We start from the raw sequence: 19,064 nt of genomic DNA, 5'->3' as shown, positions 1-19,064 counted from the left end.
CAGGCATTCACTCCCCACGCAGGCGAACAGACCGCAGTTGCGCGTACCTCGGTCGACACATCGACCGCTACCATTGCAGGTATCTGGCAGATTTCGCGTTACGCCATCTCCGCAGGAGGCCGGAGCACACTCCGTCCCGGATTCGTACAGCTCGCACGCGCCGAAGCCGTTGCAGCTTCCTGTCGTGCCGCACGAGGTCGCTCCCTCTTCATCGCACTCGCGGTCAGGATCGGTGCCTGTTACGATACTGCCGCAAACCCCATCCATCCCGGCGCCCTTCAGCGCCGCCGTGCACGCCATGCAGGTCCCGGTGCAAGTGCTATTGCAGCACACACCGTCCACGCAAGAATTGCTCAGGCACTCCTCGTCTCTACCCACGTCGCAGTGTGCGCCAAGCGCTTTCTTCTGCACACAGGAGCCTCCGGCGCAGTAACTGTCGCTAGAGCACCACGTGTCATCGACACAGGTCGTATTGCACGACGCCCCAGCACACCTGTACGGTGCGCAGCTTGTCTGGCCACGGCTGGTACACGTCCCCGACGCATCGCAAGCACTTCCGAGATCCAGCCTCACCCCGCCAGCTAGGCAGGAAGCGGGTGCACACTCGGTGCCGCTCGGATAGACCTGGCATGCGCCCGCACCATTGCAGAATCCGGTGTTGCCACACGACGGCACCCCCTGATCGTTGCATTCGTTGCCGGGATCTTGACCTACTGCGATGTCGCCGCAACGCCCATCCTCCCCGCCGCCCTTCAGCGCTGCCGTGCAAGCTCTGCAGGTGCCGGAGCAGCCGCTGTCACAGCATACGTTATCTGCACAGAAGTTGCTCTCGCACTCCCGCGCAGCAGCACACGGCTCGCTGAGCTGCTTCTTGGCTACACAGGTCTCTGCGACACAATAGTATCCGGCGGCACATTGCGCGTCCCCCGTGCACCTCGTGCGGCAAGCGCCGCCGGAGCAGGTGAAGGGTACACAGCTCACCTCGGCTCCCTCGATCGCGTTCCCGATGCCGTCGCAGGTGTTCGATTCCCGCCGCGTGACCCCGTCGATGCATGTAGGAGATGAGCTCACTGAGCCGGGCGCGTACAGTCGGCACGAGCCTGCGCCGTCGCATTGACCATCGCGATCGCAGCTGGACGCCGGGTCCTGGGCACAATCACCGCCAGGGTCCGTGTTGTTCGCGATGTTCCCGCATTCACCGTCAACCCCGCTTCCTTTCTCTGCAGCTCTGCAGCTCCGGCAGGTGCCTGTGCAGTCACTGTTGCAGCAAACCTCGTCGGCGCAGGAGTTGCTCGAGCACTCTCTGCGTCCGGCACACGGCTCACCCGGCCCCTTCTTCCGCTCGCAGACGGCGCCCCGACAGTAGTGTTCGGGGGCGCAATGCTCGTCGACGGTGCAGCTCGTGCGGCAGAGCGCCGTACCTCCGCTCGAGTCGCAGATGTACGGCACGCAGCTCACCGGACCGCTCCGGATATCGCAGCTCTCGGAGCCGACGCAGACGTCAGCCGGATTGAGCGTGACGGTGTCCACGCAAGAGGACGGGCCACAGATGGTGTCGATGGGATACACTGCACAGCGGCCGGATCCATCACAAGATCCCGTCGTGCCGCAGCTGCTCGGCGGCAGATCCAGGCAGTCATGGTCAGGATCGGTGCCGGGGCGAATCGGCTCGCACCGTCCATTCTGGCGACCAGTTTTCATGCCGTCGCAGGAGTAGCACGCCCCTGTGCATTCGCTCGAGCAACAGTAGCCGTCCACGCAGTTCCCGTTCGCGCACTCCCCGTAACGGGAACACAGCGTACCTTCTACCTTTTTCGCCTCGCACCTGGTGCCGGAGCAGTAATACCCCGGAGCACAATCGGCATCATCGCCTGCACAATCTGTTCGACACTCGCCGCCTCCTGCATTACAGGCATAAGGAGCACATGACTGCACGCCGTTAGGATTGCAATAATTAATACCATCGCATGTATATGCTCGGTATGAGCTTGCGCCATCGGCACACTGCGGTGCACGACACACGGTTCCACTGGCGTACACCTGACAAGCGCCTTTTCCATCGCAGGCACCTGTCGTGTCGCATTGTGCGACAGGCGTCTCCGAGCAGTCGCGGTCGGGATCTTGTCCGGCCACGATGTAACCGCACACGCCGTCCGCCCCGTCGCCTTTCTTCAAGGAGCTGCAGGCGACGCAAGCGTCGGTGCAGTCTTTATTGCAGCATACCCCGTCTCTACAAAATCTGTGCGTGCACTCGTCGTTCTTCACGCACGGGGCCCCGTCAGGCTTTGTAGAGCAGACGTTTTGTTCGCAGACGTTGGTCTGGCAGTCCTCAGCGGCCTGGCAAGGGGTTCCGAGCGGGCAGGGGGGGCAACCGCCTCCGCAGTCGTTGCCCGTCTCGTTGCCGTTCCGTACACCATCGCTGCACGTAGGCTCAGCGCACGAGCCATCTCTACAGCTGCTCGTCACGCAATCATTATTCGTGTCACAGCGCTTGCCAACTACACATTTAGCATCGCACGATCCACCACAATCAACATCGGTCTCGTTACCGCTCGCCTTGCCGTCTATGCAGCAGAATGTACCATCATCAACGACACCGTTGCAGTCGTCATCCTTGAGATTGCACTCCTCCGCTGTGGTGGACGCAGTGGGCTCACACTTGATCCCACTCAAAAAACACGTGAGCTTCCCGGGATTGCAGTGCCCTCCCAAACCAGTCTCACACGGTTTACCGACATCGGGGAGATCCTCATCGGTCTCGTCATCGCAGTCGTTGTTCAGACCGTCGCACTGCTCCTCCTGGGGGAGGACCTGGCCAACGCACTCGCCCCAGCGGCCGTCGTCGCCGCAGCGCTGCATGCCGGACCTGCACTCGCCATCGTCATCGCCGTTGCCCCCGCCGCCGCTGCCTCCGCCTCCGTTGCCCCCGTTCCATTCACCCTTGCCTGCGTCGTTCGCAGACTTGGGGCCACCGAAGCAAGGCTGCTGGTCGATGCCCGGCGCACAGTGGGCTGTTTCGTCGATCTCTCCATCGCAGTCATTGTCGTACCCGTCATCGATCTCTTTGGTCGGGACGATCGCGTGCTCACATACCCCCCACACGCCATTGAGGCAGACCTGCTCACCATCCTGGCAGGTCCCGCGCCCCCGCGTCGCTATCGAGGCGGGATAGCAGCGCTTTTTCTCCCCTGACTTGCAGCCGCAATCGCCCTCATCGATCTGACCGTCGCAGTCGTTGTCGATCGAATCGTTACATTGCTCGGATTCCTGAGGACTGAACGGCGGACAGGTCGAAGGCAGCCCTATCTCGTCGCAGGCGTCGATGAGAACCCAGCAATTGCCCTTGCCAGAGTGGCATACCTGGGGCTCGAGCCTGTCGGCGTCAGGGCTGTTGCACGGGTTGTTTTCCGGGTCTGTGTCGACACCCAGGAGGTCCGCGCAGCTGGTCACTGTCGCGACGACGGACAGCATGAGGAGCACCAGCGCGCGGCGCACCAGGACGCCCCGACTGCGCCCCGCGCCTGTCGTGCGCATCGCCTCGCCCGGAGTGGACCTCCGCTGTAGCTGCGGCCTTACCATGCCCATCTCGCCTCCACGACCGTCTCACGCCCTTGCAGACCAACCCGAAGCGCAGGTTCCGGCAAGCTCCCGAGCTGCGGTCCCTGATTCCGCCCCACCCGCGCGGTCTCCGGCTGCGTGAGATACAGGAACGCCCACACGCCCAGTCCGACAGCACCCACCGTGAAGCTCACCGTGCTCAGAGGGCTCATGACCCCGGCGAAATCGGCGGCACTCTCGCCTTTCTTGTTACAGACACCGCCGCGGCAATTGCTCTCCAGGATACCCTTCTGACTCCACGTCAGCGCGCCCGCGGTGATGCCGCCGGCGACGCCGACGACGCCCACACATCCCGAGATCCACATGATGGTCCGACGCCCTTCCGTTCCCCCGTCCAGCGGGGGCGTCTGCACCGACGGCACCGGCTCGGTCGGCGCGCTGTACCGCACCGTCTTCCTCTCCTCCCCCGCCTCCGCCACCGTCAGCTCGACCGTGAGCCGCTGCCGCTTGTTCACGAAGAACCGCTTGTCCCGCGCCGGCGCTCCGGGGGCCTCCGTCCTCACCCAATGCTCGCCCGGATCGATGGGCAGCAGCACCCCCACCCTCACCGGGACCGGATCCGGGCTCGCCTTTGACGACCGCGTCACCTTCGTCCCAGCCGGCACCGTGGCCGGCAGCCGGAACGTCACCCGTGGGATGTCGGCGTCCAGCGCGTCGCGCCGCGCCACCGCGAGCTTCTGCCGGTCCGCCTCGTCCTTCTGCTCCGGCGGGGACAGGCGCTCGAACAGATCGAGGTACTCGTCATAGTGGAGCGCCGCAGTGGCGATGCGCCCCGCCCTCTCCTCGCACTCGGCCAGATAGAAGAGCGTCCGTGGCCTCTTCTCCAACCAGTAGCTCTTGCGGAGCGCATCGCATGCCGCGCCGTGTCGGCCGGCCTGGAGATCCGCGAGCCCTCTCTCGAAGAGCTCTTCCGGCTCGCTCGCCACGGCCGGCGCCGCCACCCCTAGAAGTGCGACACCGAGCAGGGCCACTACTCCTTTGGGAGTACGCTGCCGGCACCGGGCTTGACGCTTGCGCTGAAGTTGTGATTGGGGTCGAGGAGGAAACAACAAGCGGCCATGCTCGGCGCACATCGAAACGAGCATATCGGACACGTCGTCCCCCCAGCAAGAAGGTTGCCGCCCGCTTCGGGCGAGGACAGCTCCACGTCCGGTCGCGGCAGCGACCCCTGAACAAGCTTCGTCCGCACGCACCGCGACGCGGCAGCGACGGAACGCGCGCACCTCCACCAGGACGACCAGCACAACGCCTCTCCTTCCAGAGACAAATAGTGCTGACCTATCAAGCACATCCGGCGTTCGCCGAGGCGCCCCGGAGAGCGCCCCCGGCGTTCAGCCTCCCGCCTCTCGCCCGCATCCGGTTTCTGCTGGGCCTGTCATGCAGCGCTCCCGTACCGCGCCGACCCGGCGAACTCATCGATCCCTCTGGTGCCGCCGCGAGCGCTCCGCAATTTTCTTCCACGCGCGTCGCGCCCGGGTCTACCATCTTTTACATGCCGCACGCGACCGGCGTCCGGTGGCGCCGGACATCGCTCCGCCATGCCCTCTGGGCCATGCTGGCGGCCTGCGCGCTCGCAGATTGCAGGGCCGGGTTGGTCCCAGCCCGTCATATCATCGAGTTCCATGTCGCCGCGCAGGCGAACCACAACTCGCCCATCCCCGTGACACTCCTGGCTGTTTATGACCGAAAACTCTTCGAGCGGCTCTCCGAGATGTCGGCGAAGCAGTGGTACGAGCAAAGGAATCAGCTGCGGCGCGACTTCCCGGGCGGTGACGCGTTCACCGAGTGGGAGTGGGAATTCGTGCCCGGCTACAGGCCCCCGCCCGCCTTGGTGGAGATCCCCCGCGACGCGAACGCCCTCGTGTTCGCCAATTATCGGTCGCCCGGGCCCCACCGCATCCGCCTCGGTCCTCACCAGCGGCTCCAGATCGCGCTCGGCGAGGATGATCTCTCCATGACCACGCTCGACGCCGAGGAGGGCAATTGATGACGACGACGCGGATCAGCGGCCACGCCCTCCGCAACCGCCCCTCCTGCTCTGTCGCTCGCCGGCGGCCAATCCGCTGCCGCCGAGCTCGAGGCGCCCAGCCATGAGGCGCGCCGCCGAGGTACCCGCCGCCGTCCAGTGGCACGACGGCATGCTGCTCTCGCCGCAGCACTTCCAGGAGTCCGCGCGGCGCTCCGAGCGCCTCCTCGACTACCACCTCGGGCAGCTCCACCCCTTCCATCACGGCGTCCACCACCTCGAGATCGACGCCGGCCTCCTCGCGAGCGGCACGCTGCGCCTCCTCGAGATCGAGGCCATCCTCCCGGACCACCTCGTCGTTCACCACACGACGCGCGATCCCGAGCTCCAGGTCGACCTCAAGCCCCACGCCGCCGAGCTCGCGGCCGGGCCGCTCACGGCGTATCTCGCCGTCCCGAGAGAGCACCTCGGCGGCGCCGCGGTCGGCGGCGAGTTCGCCCGCTACCGCTCCATTGAAGGCGCGCCGATCCCGGACGACAACACGGGTGACGAGCCGCTCCCCGTCCCGCGCCTCGTCCCGCTCGCGCGGCTCCTGGTCGCCGCCGCGCCCCCGGCCCGCTTCGTGTGCCTGCCCATCGCCGAGGTGCGGCGCGAGGGCGAGGCGTTCGTGCGTACAGAGTACCTGCCGCCCTGCATGGCAGTCCCCCTCACCTCGCCGCTCGGCGCGATGTGCGGGCAGATCGTCGCCCGCCTCCGGGAAAAGGCGCTCCGGCTCGCCGACCGGCTCGGCGCGCACTCGCTGACCAAGGAGCGAGAGCTGATCGCGGACCTGCGCCGGCAGATCCACGCCCTCGTCGCCGCGCTGCCGCCGCTCGAGGTCGCGCTGGGCACGGGGCGCTCGCACCCCTACGCCCTCTACCTCGCCCTCGCGTCCCTCGTCGGCCAGCTCGCCGCCCTCGCCAGGACGCCCGTCCCGCCCGTGCTGCCCGCCTACCAGCACGACGATCTGCGGGCCAGCTTCCGCGCCGCGCGCGACCACATCTTCCGCCTCGTCGACGAGGGCATCCTGGAGTCGTTCACGGCGCACGCCTTCGACTTCGGCGAGGGGCGCTATCGGGTGGAGTTCCTGCGGCGCTTCGCCGGGCGGCCCGTGCTCGTCGCCGCGCGAGGCCGCCGCGGGGCGCCGGAGAAGGAGCTCGTCGCCTGGATCGAGGGCGCGCTCATCGGCTCGGCCCGCCGCGCGCGCGAGATGCAGCAGAGCCGCGTCCTCGGCGTCGGACGCCGGCGGGTCGACCGCTACGAAGACCTGATCGCGCCGAGCGGGACCGTGCTCTTCCAGCTCGAGGAGTCGAGCCCCTACGTCGATCCCGACGAGCCCCTCGTCCTCTTCAACACGGGAGATCCCACCGCGGCCGCCGGGCCCGCAGAGCTGGTCCTCTACGTGAAGGCCGGCGACGAGCGCGCATGACGGCCGCCTCCCCGATCATCGTGGATTCACCACGGCAGGAAGGCCGCGAGCCTCTTCACGGCAGCCCCGCGCACGCCCTCGCGGGGAGCACGCTCCTGCTCGACGCCTTCCACGGCTTCTACGCCGAGGTCGTGCGGCAGCGGCAGCTCATCGCGGTCGCCCACGGCGGGCTGGCGCCAGGCGTCGACACGGTGCGACAGCGTCTCGTCGACTTCCTCGAGGCGCAGGCCGTCGCGCTCGGCCGCAAGCTCACCAAGCACGAGCTCCGCGCCTACGACGACGCCCAGTACGTCATGGCCGCCATGGCCGACGAGCTCCTGCTCGCGGCCGACTGGAGCGGCCGACACGCGTGGGCAGAGCGCCCGCTGGAGGCGCACGTCTTCCACACCCACGACTCGGGCGAGCGCATCTTCCGCAAGCTCGACGACGTGCTCAGCGGGCGCGCGACGGCCCCGTCCGCGCTCCTGCTCGTCTACCTCGCCGCGCTCGCCCTCGGCTTCCAGGGCAAGTTCCGCGCGCTCGGCAGGCACAGCGAGCCCGAGATCTACCGGCAGGAGCTCGCCCGGCACCTCCAGCGCGTGGACCCCGGCCTGGGAGAGCGGCCCACCGAGCTCTGCCCCCTGGCCCACGCGCACACCCTCGGGAGCGCGCCGCGCAGCCGGCTGCCCGCGCTGCGGCAAGGGATCTTGCCGCTCGCCGCGGTCGCGCTCTGCCTGGTGCTCGCCGCGCAGCTGCTCTGGTCGTACCGCACCTCCGAGGTCGTCGAGGCGCTCGACCGCATCGAGGGGGCGTCCTCGTGAGCTGGCCGCTCGCGGCCGCCCTCGCGCTGCTCGCCGCAGCGCTCCTCGCGCTGGGGCTCTTCCTCCGCGCGCGCCGCAAGCGCCCCGCCCCCGTGGGCGCGGCGGCCGACGCCGACCTCTCCCGCGAAATGACGCGGCTCTTCGCCGCCGCGCGCGCGGCGCTCGGGACAGCGTCCGAGGAGGTCCCGTGCTTCCTCGTGCTCGGCGCCCCTGGCGCCGGGAAATCCGCGCTGCTCGCCGGCTCGGGCCTCCGGCCGCGCGCCGGAGTGCCCGCCCGCTCGCTCGGCGCCGCGGCCACCTGCCAGCTTTGGCTCTTCGATCAGGCGATGTTCGTCGAGCCAGCCGGCAGCCTGCTCGTGAGCGAGCCCCAGGGCGCAGCGGCGCCGCACGCGTCCGGCTTCCGCGCCCTCCTCGAGGCGATGCGGCGCGCGCGGCCGGAGCGGCCCGTCGACGGGGTCCTCGTCACCCTCTCCACCCGCGACCTGCTCGACGACGACGGCGCCGCGCCCGGCCAGCGGCGGCAGATCGCCCTGCTGCGCCAGCGGCTCGACGAGGCCCAGCGCCTCCTCGGGATGCACGTCCCCGTCCACCTCGCGGTCACGCAGTGCGATCGGCTCTCCGGGTTCGACCGCTTCGCGCGCGAGCTCGACGCCGATCTCCGCGAGGCGACCCTCGGCTGGGCCCAGCCGGGCGCGCCCTCGGCCGTCGAGAGCACCGCCGACCTCGTCGACGAGGCGATGAACAGCGTGGGCGCGGCGCTCTCGACGATCCAGGCGCGCCGCTTCGCTTCGGACAGGCCCTTCGCCGAGGGCGCCGAGGCGTACTTCCTCTTCCCCGAGGCGCTCTCTAGGCTGCACAAGCCCCTGAGAGCGGCCGTGGAGGAGCTCCTCCGCGCGCACGACGGGGGCGAGCTCGTCGCCGTCCGCAGCCTGTCCTGGGTCGGCCTCGAGAAGCCCGAGCCCGCGCCGGCCGAGGCGCCCGCGCCGGGGCCCGCCGCTCGACGCGCGCTCTTCGCGCGGGATCTCCTCGAGCGGAAGGTGATCGCGGAAGCGAGCCTCGCGCGCCCGACCCCCCTCGCGCTGAAGCGGCGGCGCAACGTCCTGCGCGCGCTCAGCTGGGCCACCGTAGCGGGCGCGCTCCTCTACAGCATCTTCCTCGCGCTCGAGAGCAACCGGCTGGAGCGCCACGCCGCGTCGCTGCTCCCCTTCCTGCGCGACCTTTCCTCGGACCTGCGCCAGATGACGCTCGAGGACCCGAGCGCCGACCCCTCGGGCACGGTGCGCAGGGAGCGCTCCGTCCGGCTCCTCCAGGGGCTCAGCGCGATCGAGACCGAGCGGCTCCGCTCCGTGATCCTCCCGGGATCGTGGCTGAGCAGCATCGACGCCCGCATCGTGCAGGCGATCACGACCGCCTACGAGCGGGTGATCCTGGACGCCTTCCGCACGGGCCTCCAGGCGAGGACCAGCCCGCTGCTCGCGGAGGCCACGTCGCTCCCCCAGGGGGCCGAGATCGCCGCGGCCACCCTGGAGCGCACGCCGGAGTACGCCGTCCTCGAGGCGTGGCTGCGCGAGGTGGCCGCGTTCGAGGGCCAGGTGGCCCGCTTCGACGCGCTCGCGGCCGGACCGCCGAAGGAGCCCTCCGCGGAGATCGGCGAGGCGCGCGTCCTCAGCGTCACGGATCTGGCCGAGTCCCTCTTCCAGCACCGGTCGCTGCCCGCGCGCACGACGGCCTACCAGCGGCGCGCGCTGCTCGCCGTCTCGCCCCTCCTCCCCTTCGGCCTCGACGCGTACCGCGATCCGGCGCGCGCCAAGGCCGACCGCCTCTTCGCCCAGCTCTTCCAGCGCATGTCGCGGGCGCTCGACGAGGCCGCGCTGCGCGCGGACGTGATCGCGCTCGTCCGCGGCCTGGAGGAGCTCGAACGCGGCGGCCCCGACTACAGGACCGAGAGCCTCGCCTCCCTCCACGACGCCATCGCGCGCACCGAGGCGCGGCTCGCGGCGCCCACCCTCTCCTGGGTGGCGGCCGACAAGCTCCCGCCGAACCCCGCGCTCGACCGCCTGCTCGACGCGGTGCGCGCCTCGAAGCTGCTCGGCGCTCAGGCCTACGGCCTGGTGAAGGACGACGGGGAGGGGCGGCTGCTGCTCCTGAAGAGCTACCTCGGCGACGCGGAGACCGCGCTCTCCGGCCCCCTGCTGGTGCGCAAGGAGGGCGTGGTGCAGCTCCAGCTCTCGCCCGTCGTCGCGGCCCTGAAAGAGCCCTCGGCCGCGCTCCTCCGCCAGCGCTTCATGGCGCCCGCGGACGCCGCGGATCCGGTGCCGGCGAGCCTCGACGACGCGCGCCTGAGCTGGAGCCTCGAGGAGCTCAAGGAGGGGGTGAAGCTCCTCAAGGAGTACGAGGCGTTCGCGCAGGAGGAGGGGCTCAAGCGGTTCCCGGAGAAGGTGCGGGGCACGCTCGGGGAGCTCGCCCGGCGCAACGTGCGGGACAGCGTCCTCGTCGCGGTCGGCAAGGCCGCGCGCCGCGAGATGGCCCCGCCGCCGAGCGAGTCGCGGCGCGTCGAGACGGTGCGCGCCGACGTCGCCAGCCTCTCGCTCGCGGGCGAGCCGCTCCGGGAGATCCTGGGGGCCGCGGGGCGCCTCGGGCTGGAGGAGGTGCGCGACCGCGTCCGCGCGCTCGTGCGCGGCCAGGGCGGGCACCTGCTCACCCTCGCGAGCCGGGCGCTCGAGGCCGAAGGGCTCTACGAGGTGAAGAACGGCACCTTCCTCTGGTGGAACGGCGAGCGCAGCCCCGCGTTCGAGGCGTTCGGCCTCGCCGAGGGCGACGGGGCGCAGCTCGCGGAGTACGCGGTCGCCCAGCGAGGCCGCGCCGACGCCCTCACCCGCGCGCTCGCCGAGCCGGTCCTCGCCCTGATGGAGAGCGCCGAGGTCGGGGCCGAGGCGCAGTCGGTGAGCGGCATGGCGCCCTGGCAGCGCGTCGCGGGGGCGCTCCGCGACTACGAGGGCAAGAAGGCAGGGAACAGCGTCGCCGCCCTGGAGCGCTTCCTCCTCAACGACCTGCCCGCGATCACGTTCGAGACCTGCATCGCCCAGCTCGAGCGCGTGCCGGTCGACGTGCGCTCCGACGATTACTTCGCCAGGCGGCGCCGGCGCATCCTCGTCCTGCTGCGCGACCGGTGCGCCACGCTCGCCGAGGACGAGATCCGCACGAAGTACCCGAGCCTGCGCCGCGCGTTCCACCGATCGCTCGCGGACCGCTTCCCCTTCGCGCGGCTCGAGCCGGGCGTCGACCGCGAGGACGCGAACCCGGACGACGTCCGGCTCTTCCTCCAGAGCGCCAGCGACTTCCGGAAGCGCTTCCGGCCCGTGCTGTCGCTGCGCGGCGGCGCCGCGGCCCGCGCCGTCGTGCGCTTCCTCGACCGCACCGAGAAGGTGCGCGAGTTCCTCGCGCCGATGTGGGCGCAGGGGGACGCGACGATGGACGGCTCGTACGACGTCACGGTCGGCTTCCGCGTCAACCAGGCGCGCGAGGTGGCGGGCAACCAGGTCGCCGAGTGGAGCCTGCGCGTGGCCGAGGAGCGGCTGTTCCTCGGCGGGCCGAAGCCCACGGCCACCTGGCGGCTCGGCGACCCGGTCCAGCTCACGCTCCGGTGGGCCAAGAACAGCCCCGATATCCCCTCGCTCGAGCAGAGCGCCGGCACGATCGCGAAGGAGCGGACGGTGACCTTCGAGGAGCGCGGTCCCTGGTCGCTCCTCCGGCTCATCGCGATGCACACGAACTCCGTCGAGGAGGCGGAGCTGAAGAAGGAGGACGCCGCCGCCAACCTGCTCCAGCTGGTCGTCTTCACGATCCCCGATCCCGCGGGGGGCTGGGTGGAGCGGGTCGGCGCGACCGGCGGCGTGGCGCGCGTGTTCGTGCGGCTCGGCCTCGTCGGCAAGGAGAAGGACAAGCCGCTCAAGTACCCCGACTTCCCGACGGCAGCTCCCGTGCTCGACGCCGAGTAGCGCGGAGCAAGAGCGAACCCACGGATCCCATGGCCACCGACACGACAGCGATCGACATCGAGCGCCTCCTCGCCCCCCTCTCGGAGACCGCGCCCGCGGGGGCGCCGCTCCGCTACGAGGGCACGTACGACCGCATCCGCGAGGCCCGGCGCGAGGACGATCCGACGCTCCCCCAGGGCGTGTGGGTGACGCGCCTCAAGGCGGCGGACTGGAAGCTCGTGGCCGAGCTCTGCGCCGAGGCGCTCGAGCGCCGCTCCAAGGACCTGCAGGTCGCCGTCTGGCTGGCGGATGCCTGGGCGCAGCTCGGCGGCCCCGGCGCGGTGGCGAGGGGGCTGCGGCTGATCGCGGGGCTCTGCGATCGCCACTGGGACGCGATGTTCCCCGCGCTCGACGACGACGGCCTCGAGGCCCGGGGCAACCTCGTCGGCTGGCTGGACGAGGCGCTCTCGCGGAGGCTCCGGCACCTGGCGCTGATCGACGGCAGCGAGGATCGGCCCGCCAGCACGCTGGCCGACTGGGAGGCCGGCCGCATCGACGGCCTCGGCTCGGCCGACGGCGCGCGCTCCCCCGAGTCCCTCGCCGCGCGTCTCTCGCTCGTCGATCGGTCGCGGTGGGCGGCGCTCCAGGGCGACGCGCGCGCGGGGCTCTCCGCGGCCGAGGCGCTGGAGCGGAGCCTCGCGGCGCGGATGGACCGGCCGCCGGTCCTCCACCGGACGCGCGGCGCGCTGCGGCTGCTCGACGCCATGACCACGGCGGCCGTCGGCGAGCCCGGCGGCGCGCCGGCGCCCGCGACGGGCGATCCCCCCGCGCAGGGCGCGGCCGGCCCTGCCCCTGCGCGTGGCGCCGGCGCGGCCATCCAGAGCCGCATCGAGGCGTATCGGCAGCTCAACGAGGCGGCCGACTACCTGCTGCGCACCGAGCCGCACAGCCCGGTCCCTTACCTCGTGAAGCGCGCCATCTCCTGGGGCAACATGTCGCTCGCGGAGGTGCTCGCCGAGTTCGTGTCCGGCGCCGACGATCTCGTCGCGATCTACCGGCTCCTCGGCATCCGCGGGCGAGAGGAAGGCGATGGCGGGTGATCACGTGAACTCGCCGGCTCCGGCCCGATCCGCGGATCGGGCCGGACCGGCTGCGCGAGGGTGGAATGGCCCCTGGGGGAGCGTCCGCGCGAGATGCACGCTCGACCGAGGCCGCGGGAGAGAGGAACGACGATGGCAGAGAGCAAGCAGCAGTGGCTGAGCAGGAACCGACCACCGCGGGTGCAGATCACCTACGATGTCGAGACCGGCGGCGCGATCGAGAAGAAGGAGATCCCCTTCGTGGTCGGGATCATGAGCGACCTGTCCGGCACCTCCGAGGCGCCGCGGCCGAAGCTCAAGGACCGCAAGTTCGTGGAGATCGACCGCGACAACTTCAACGAGGTGCTCTCGGCGGTGGCGCCGGAGGTCACGTGCCTCGTCGACAACAAGCTGACGAGCGACGGCGGCAAGCTGAAGCTCAACCTCTCCTTCTCGAGCATGGATGACTTCAGGCCCGAGCAGATCGTGGAGCAGGTCGAGCCGCTCCGCGCGCTGCTCCGCGCGCGGGAGCGGCTGAACGACCTGCTCGCGAAGCTCGAGGGCAACGACGACCTGAGCGAGCTGCTCAAGCAGGTCGTCGAGGACACGACCAAGCTCCAGGCGCTCAAGCAGGAGCTCGAGAAGAGCCGGGGCGGCTGAGCTGAGGCGTTTGGACGGGAAGGGAGAGAGCCATGGCGAATGAAAGCACTCAGGGGATCGGCTCGGCGGCCGCGGCGCCTACCGGGGAGGCGAGCCTGATCGACCAGATCCTCGCCCAGGGGATGGTCCGCGGCGAGGCGGAGCCGCAGCGGAAGCACGCGCGCGACCTCATCGACGAGTTCGTGAGCCAGGTCGTCGATGAGAAGGTGAAGATCGGGAGCGACACGGTGGCGGCCATCGAGGCGCGCATCGCCGAGATCGACGCGCGCATCAGCGCGCAGCTCGACGCCATCCTGCACCACAAGGAGTTCCAGAAGGTCGAGGCGCGCTGGCGGGGGCTGAACTACCTCGTCATGAACACCGAGACCTCGACGCGGCTGAAGCTGCGCGTGCTCAACGTGAGGAAGGACGAGCTGCGCAAGGACTTCGAGGGCGCGGCGGACTTCGACCGGAGCGCGCTCTTCAAGAAGGTGTACGAGGAGGAGTACGGCACGTTCGGGGGCGCGCCGTACGGGCTGCTCGTCGGCGACTACGAGTTCGACGGGACGAACCCCGACGTCCACCTCCTCACCGAGCTCTCGAAGGTGGCGGCCGCGGCGCACGCGCCGTTCATCGCGGCGGCGTCGCCCGAGCTCTTCGACATGCCGAGCTTCACCCAGATCGGCGTGCCCGGCGACCTCGCGAAGGTCTTCGAGAGCACGCAGCTCGTCAAGTGGCGCGAGTTCCGCGAGACGGAGGACTCGCGCTATGTCGGGCTGGTCCTCCCCCACATCCTCATGCGCCTGCCGTACGGGCCGAAGGGCACGCCGGTCGAGGGGTTCAATTACGAGGAGCAGGTGGGCGCGGGCGACGGCAACTTCCTCTGGGGGAACGCGGCCTACGCGCTCTCTCAGCGGATCACGAACGCCTTCGCGCTCTACGGCTGGTGCGCCGCGATCCGCGGCGTCGAGGGCGGCGGCCTCGTCGAGAACCTCCCGCTGCACACGTTCAAGACGAGCGAGGGAGACGTCGTCGCCAAGATCCCGACCGAGGTCGCCATCACCGATCGGCGCGAGAACGAGCTGTCGGAGCTCGGCTTCATCGGGCTCTGCTACAAGAAGGGCAGCGCGCAGGCGGCCTTCTTCGGCGGGAGCACCACGAACAAACCGAGGACGTACAACCTGCCGCAGGCGAACGCGAACGCCCGCCTGAGCGCGCAGCTCCCGTACGTGCTCGCGGCGTCCCGGTTCGCGCATTACATCAAGGTGCTGATGCGCGACAAGATCGGGAGCTTCACCTCGCAGGAAGGCGTCGCCAACTACCTCAACAACTGGATCGCCGACTACGTGCTCCTCAACGACGGCGCCGGCCAGGAGACCAAGGCGCGGCTGCCGCTGCGCGAGGCCCGGGTCGACGTCTCCGAGGTCCCTGGCAAGCCCGGCGCGTACCGCGCGGTGGTGTTCCTCAAGCCGCACTTCCAGCTGAACGAGCTCACGGTCTCGATGCGGCTCGTCGCGGAGCTGCCGCCGCCGGCGGCGTGAAGAGGCGCGGCGCGCGCCGCCCGGGGGCGGCCGCGCTCGGGCCTCGCGCCTGCACAATCGTTGGGAATCGTGGGTAGTAGAGGAGGGATGAACCATGCAGAACGTTTACCTGGAAATAGATGGTATCAAGGGTGAGAGCACGTCGGCTCAGGGCAAGGACATGATCGAGCTCCTGTCCTTCAATCACGGCGTGGCGATGCCGCTCACGGCCGGGCCGTCGAACACGAGCCGCGCGAGCGGCCGCTGCGTCCACAACGACTTCGCGATCACGAAGTACCTCGACCTCGCCTCGCCGACGCTCAACCTCAAGTGCTGCGGCGGCGAGGACATCAAATCGATCAAGGTGCACCTGTGGAAGGCCGACGCGGCCGGCACCCCGCACAAGTACATGGTGTACACGCTCGAGAGCTGCATCCTGACCTCCGTCTCGGTGACGGGCGGCTCGGATCAGCCGATCGAGAACATCACCTTCAGCTACAAGAAGATCACCTGGGAGTACGCGCAGCAGAAGCAGGAGGCGCCGGGCGGCGCGAAGGGCAAGAGCTCGGCAAGCTTCAGCCTCGAAGAGAACAAGGGCAAGTGATCCGCGGGGCCGGCGGCGCACCGCCGCGCCGGCCTTCCGGGCGAGGGCGCGAGACGCGAGATGGACGATAGCTGGGGAGCAGCGGACGCGGGGCGCGTGCCGCTCTTCGATCGCCTGATCGACGAGGATCCATCGCAGCGCAGCGAGGCGCGGCCGAAGCGCAGCCATGACCTCGACGCGCTGCGCGCGTCCGTGCGCCGCGAGCTCGAGCGGCTCCTCGGCACGCGCTGCCCCGTGCCGGGGGACGTGGCCCTCTCGCGCCAGCGCACGGTCGTCGACTACGGCCTGCCGGACCTGGATCTCGGCGGCCGCGCCTCGATCAAGGAAGAGCGGCTCCGCGTCGCGCGGCTCGTGCGGCAGACGATCGAGGCGTACGAGCCGCGCCTCGCGCGGGTCGAGATCGAGCTGCTCGAGCCCGCGGAGGGCGATACGCGCCACCAGGTCGCCGTCCGCGCGGTGCTCGTCACCGACCGGGTCCGCGAGCCGCTCAGCTTCACCCTGCCGCTGCCCGAGGCCGGATGAGCGCGAGCGACCAGGACGCGGAGCTGCTCGATCTCTACGCGCGCGAGCTCGCTTACCTGCGCGAGCGCGGCGCCGAGTTCGCGGCGGCGTACCCCAAGATCGCCGCGCGCCTCGGCCTGGAGGGCCGCCACGCCGCCGATCCGCACGTCGAGCGCCTCCTCGAGGCGTTCGCGTTCCTCACCGCGCGCCTCCAGCGCCGCCTCGACAGCGATCTCCCGGAGCTGACCACCGCGCTGCTCGGCGTGCTCTATCCGCCGCTGCTCTCTCCCGTCCCGTCGATGGCAATCGCGGCGTTCGAGGTGAGCCCGAAGGACAGCAAGCTGACCTCGGGCCACGTGATCGAGCGGCACACGCCGCTCTTCGCGGAGGCGCGCGGCGGCCAGACCTGCCGCTTCCGGACGTGCGCCCCGGTCACGCTCTGGCCGATCGAGATCGAGAGCGCCAGCCTCGGCGCGCCGGAAGCGCTGGACCTGCCGCCGGGCAGCGGGGGTGTGATGGCCGCGCTCCGCATCCGCCTGCGGAGCGGCGGCCCTCCGCTGCGCGCGCTCGGGGTGAAGCGGCTGCGCTTCTTCCTGAGCGGCGGGGGCCTGAGCGGCTACCGCATGTACGAGCTGCTGTTCGGCCACACGCTGCGCGTGCTCTGCGCCGGCGGCGGCGGCGGGCGCGACCTCGCCGAGGCGCGCCTCCATGCGGTCGGCTTCGAGCCGGACGAGGCGGCCCTCCCCTACCCTGTGTACGCGCCCGCCGGGCACCGGCTCATCCAGGAGTACTTCGCCTTTCCGGAGAAGTTCCTCTTCTTCGACGTCGAGCTCACGCGCCTGCCCGAGGGCACGGCGTGCGACCTCCTGTTCCTGCTCGACCAGCGCCCGCCGGCGAGCCTTGTGTTGCGGGCCGACACCTTCCGGCTCGGTTGCGCGCCGATCATCAACCTGTTCCCGCGGACGACCGAGCCGATCCGGGTCGATCACCGCTTCCCGGAGTACCGGCTGGTCGCGGACGCGCGCCGCGAGCGCACGACCGAGATCCACTCGATCAACAAGGTCACGGCCACGGCGCCCGGCGAGGCGGAGCAGGTCGAGTACGCGCCCTTCTTCTCGTTCACGCACCATGTCGAGGGCGCGGGCCCGCGGGCGTTCTGGCATGCTCGCCGCCTCGCGACGTCGCGCGAGGACGTGCCTGGCACGGACGTGGTGCTGTCGTTCGTCGATCTCGACTTCTCGCCGCGGAGGCCGTCCTCGCGGGCGGTGTACGCGTCGGTGCTGTGCACGAACCGCGACCTCCCGGAGGAGATGTCCGCCGGCGTGCCGCTCTCCCTGGAGCGCGGCGCCGCCATGGGCCGCATCACGTGCCTGACCAAGCCGACGCCGCAGCGCGATCCGCCGCTCGGCGGACAGGCGCTCTGGCGGCTCGTCTCCAACCTCTCGCTCAATCACCTCTCGCTCTCCGGTCCCGGCGGCACCGACGCGCTGAAGGAGATCTTGCGGGTCTATCTTTTCGCGTCCATTCCCGAGGCGGAGCGCCAGATCCAGGGCATCGCGGACCTGTCCGCGCGGGTGGTTACCCGGCGTGTCGGCGCGGACGCGTGGCGCGGGTTCTGCCGGGGCACCGAGGTGACGCTGACGCTGGACGAGGAGCAGTTCGTGGGCTCGAGCCCGCTTCTTTTCGCGGAGGTGCTGAGCCGTTATCTCTCGCTCCAGGCGCACATCAACTCGTTCACGGAGCTCGTGCTGAAGAGCACCGGGCGCGCGGAGGTATGGAAGCGATGGCGACCGATGGCCGGGACAAAGGCGCTTCTCTAGAGGACTGGCTCTTCGCCGAGGGCCGCCGCTTCGATTTCTTCCAGGCGGTGGCGCTGCTCGAGGCGCGCGCCGAGGGGAGCCGGAGCGTGGGCGAGGGCGCGGAGCCTGGCGCCGAGGCGGTGCGGTTCCGCGGGACGGTCGACCTCGCGTTCCCCGAGACGGACGTGGTCCGCGTCGAGCGGCCTGCGCGCGAGGGCGAGCCGGCGGCGATGACGGTGAGCTTCATGAGCCTCGCGGGCGCGCTCGGGCCGCTGCCGCCGCCGTTCGCGGAGCTCGTGTACCAGCGCGCGGCGCGGCGGGATCTCGCGCTCCGCGACTTCCTCGACATCTTCAACCACCGGTTGATCTCGCTGGCCTACCGCAGCCGCAAGCGGCACCGGATCGGGCTCGGCGTGGCGTCGCCGGAGCAGGACGACGCCGCGCGGTACCTCCATGCGCTGATCGGCCTCGGGCTGCCGTCGCTGCGCGACAGGCTCGCGGTGAGCGACCGCGCGCTGCTGGAGCCGGCGGCGCTGCCGGCGCGGGAGGTGCGGCCGATGGCGGGCTTGGCGGGGCTGCTGCGGCACCACCTGGGCGTGCCGGTCGAGGGGGTCCCGCTGACGGGGGCGTACCATCCGATCGAGGAGCGCGATCGGACGGCGATCGGGCCTTCCGGGCGCAACCGGGGGCTGGGGCGAGGGGCGACCCTGGGGCGGCGGGCGTGGGATCAGGAGGCGGGGTTCGAGCTCGTGGTAGGGCCGCTGTCGCTCCGCGATTACCTGCGCTTCTTGCCGGGCGGGGAGCTGCTCGGGCCGCTCTGCGCGCTGACGCGCTTCTACGCGGGCGAGGTCCTGAGCTTCACGGTGCTGCTGCGGCTCCGCGCCGAGGAGGCGCCGGCGGCGCGCCTGGGGCGGCGGCACGGGGCGCGGCTCGGCTCGACGGCGTGCCTCGGGGGGGGCGGGCGGAGGCGGGAGCCGGTGGAGAAGAGGCTGCGGGGGGCGGCGCTGCAGGGCACGAGCTCGCCGCACGCGGGGGGGGCGGCGGCTCCGCGATCCGGCTGAGGGCTCTCAAGACAAGGCCGATATGCTCTGTT

General features: G+C 70.6%; 13 protein-coding genes and 1 pseudogene. 12 read left to right on the top strand and 2 right to left on the bottom strand.

The window, feature by feature from the left end; translation table 11 throughout:
* The first annotated feature begins 2,301 nt into the window (after positions 1–2,301).
* Positions 2,302–3,192 carry a hypothetical protein gene (locus WME85_RS53820; RefSeq protein ID WP_437842639.1) on the top strand — a complete coding sequence of 297 codons (891 nt, stop codon included), beginning with the start codon at positions 2,302–2,304 and terminating at the stop codon, positions 3,190–3,192.
* 21 nt (positions 3,193–3,213) lie between these two features.
* Here WME85_RS53820 and WME85_RS53815 read toward each other — a convergent pair.
* Positions 3,214–3,471: pseudogene (locus WME85_RS53815) on the bottom strand (hypothetical protein); the annotation flags it as partial.
* A gap of 101 nt (positions 3,472–3,572) precedes the next feature.
* Positions 3,573–4,589, bottom strand: a complete 1,017-nt coding sequence (locus tag WME85_RS53810) for a tetratricopeptide repeat protein (RefSeq protein WP_437833905.1) — start codon at positions 4,587–4,589, stop codon at positions 3,573–3,575.
* A 620-nt stretch (positions 4,590–5,209) separates the two neighbouring features.
* Between WME85_RS53810 and WME85_RS53805 the strand changes: the two genes are divergently transcribed.
* The 11 genes from WME85_RS53805 to tssG all read left to right on the top strand — a co-directional run bounded on the left by WME85_RS53805 (position 5,210) and on the right by tssG (position 19,032).
* A complete protein-coding gene (locus WME85_RS53805; protein WP_437833902.1) occupies positions 5,210–5,605 on the top strand; it encodes a type VI secretion protein in 396 nt (131 codons plus the stop codon).
* Between the two features lie 103 nt (positions 5,606–5,708).
* Positions 5,709–7,052 (top strand): type VI secretion system baseplate subunit TssK, encoded by a 1,344-nt coding sequence (gene tssK, locus WME85_RS53800; protein WP_437833899.1) that lies wholly within the window; start codon positions 5,709–5,711, stop codon positions 7,050–7,052.
* Entirely contained in the window at positions 7,049–7,852 is an 804-nt protein-coding gene (locus WME85_RS53795; protein ID WP_437833896.1) for a DotU family type IV/VI secretion system protein, read from the top strand. Before tssK ends, WME85_RS53795 begins: the two co-directional genes overlap by 4 nt.
* Positions 7,849–11,850: a type VI secretion system protein gene (locus tag WME85_RS53790; RefSeq protein ID WP_437833893.1), complete on the top strand. Its 4,002-nt coding sequence runs from the start codon at positions 7,849–7,851 to the stop codon at positions 11,848–11,850. Before WME85_RS53795 ends, WME85_RS53790 begins: the two co-directional genes overlap by 4 nt.
* A 29-nt stretch (positions 11,851–11,879) precedes the next feature.
* Complete coding sequence (tssA, locus tag WME85_RS53785) at positions 11,880–12,929, top strand: type VI secretion system protein TssA (RefSeq protein WP_437833890.1); 1,050 nt, start codon at positions 11,880–11,882, stop codon at positions 12,927–12,929.
* A 132-nt stretch (positions 12,930–13,061) separates the two neighbouring features.
* Positions 13,062–13,568, top strand: coding sequence for a type VI secretion system contractile sheath small subunit (tssB, locus tag WME85_RS53780; protein WP_437833887.1), 507 nt, complete (start codon positions 13,062–13,064; stop codon positions 13,566–13,568).
* Between the two features lie 32 nt (positions 13,569–13,600).
* On the top strand, positions 13,601–15,088 hold the full coding sequence (tssC, locus tag WME85_RS53775) for a type VI secretion system contractile sheath large subunit (RefSeq protein ID WP_437833884.1): 1,488 nt from the start codon (positions 13,601–13,603) through the stop codon (positions 15,086–15,088).
* Between the two features lie 94 nt (positions 15,089–15,182).
* Complete coding sequence (locus WME85_RS53770; RefSeq protein ID WP_437306873.1) at positions 15,183–15,671, top strand: Hcp family type VI secretion system effector; 489 nt, start codon at positions 15,183–15,185, stop codon at positions 15,669–15,671.
* Between the two features lie 60 nt (positions 15,672–15,731).
* A complete protein-coding gene (gene tssE, locus WME85_RS53765) occupies positions 15,732–16,193 on the top strand; it encodes a type VI secretion system baseplate subunit TssE (protein ID WP_437833881.1) in 462 nt (153 codons plus the stop codon).
* The gene (gene tssF, locus WME85_RS53760) at positions 16,190–17,992 is read left to right on the top strand and encodes a type VI secretion system baseplate subunit TssF (protein WP_437833879.1); all 1,803 of its coding nucleotides are present in this window, start codon (positions 16,190–16,192) and stop codon (positions 17,990–17,992) included. The genes tssE and tssF overlap by 4 nt, the downstream gene beginning before the upstream one ends.
* Positions 17,956–19,032, top strand: coding sequence for a type VI secretion system baseplate subunit TssG (gene tssG, locus WME85_RS53755; RefSeq protein WP_437833876.1), 1,077 nt, complete (start codon positions 17,956–17,958; stop codon positions 19,030–19,032). Before tssF ends, tssG begins: the two co-directional genes overlap by 37 nt.
* Positions 19,033–19,064 lie beyond the last annotated feature (32 nt).

The organism is Sorangium sp. So ce1153 (assembly GCF_051521595.1).
Classification (GTDB): Bacteria; Myxococcota_A; Polyangia; order Polyangiales; family Polyangiaceae; genus Sorangium.
The sequence above is the reverse complement of the archived record's forward strand: the minus strand, read 5'-3'. Positions and strand labels throughout refer to the sequence as shown.

Excerpts from the sequence above, each read along its gene's own strand:
- WME85_RS53770 (WP_437306873.1), top strand. The coding sequence starts at position 15,183 with ATGCAGAACGTTTACCTGGAAATAGATGGTATCAAGGGTGAGAGCACG.
- tssG (WP_437833876.1), top strand. The coding sequence starts at position 17,956 with ATGGCGACCGATGGCCGGGACAAAGGCGCTTCTCTAGAGGACTGGCTC.
- tssE (WP_437833881.1), top strand. The coding sequence starts at position 15,732 with ATGGACGATAGCTGGGGAGCAGCGGACGCGGGGCGCGTGCCGCTCTTC.
- tssK (WP_437833899.1), top strand. The coding sequence starts at position 5,709 with ATGAGGCGCGCCGCCGAGGTACCCGCCGCCGTCCAGTGGCACGACGGC.
- tssF (WP_437833879.1), top strand. The coding sequence starts at position 16,190 with ATGAGCGCGAGCGACCAGGACGCGGAGCTGCTCGATCTCTACGCGCGC.
- tssB (WP_437833887.1), top strand. The coding sequence starts at position 13,062 with ATGGCAGAGAGCAAGCAGCAGTGGCTGAGCAGGAACCGACCACCGCGG.
- tssA (WP_437833890.1), top strand. The coding sequence starts at position 11,880 with ATGGCCACCGACACGACAGCGATCGACATCGAGCGCCTCCTCGCCCCC.
- WME85_RS53795 (WP_437833896.1), top strand. The coding sequence starts at position 7,049 with ATGACGGCCGCCTCCCCGATCATCGTGGATTCACCACGGCAGGAAGGC.
- tssC (WP_437833884.1), top strand. The coding sequence starts at position 13,601 with ATGGCGAATGAAAGCACTCAGGGGATCGGCTCGGCGGCCGCGGCGCCT.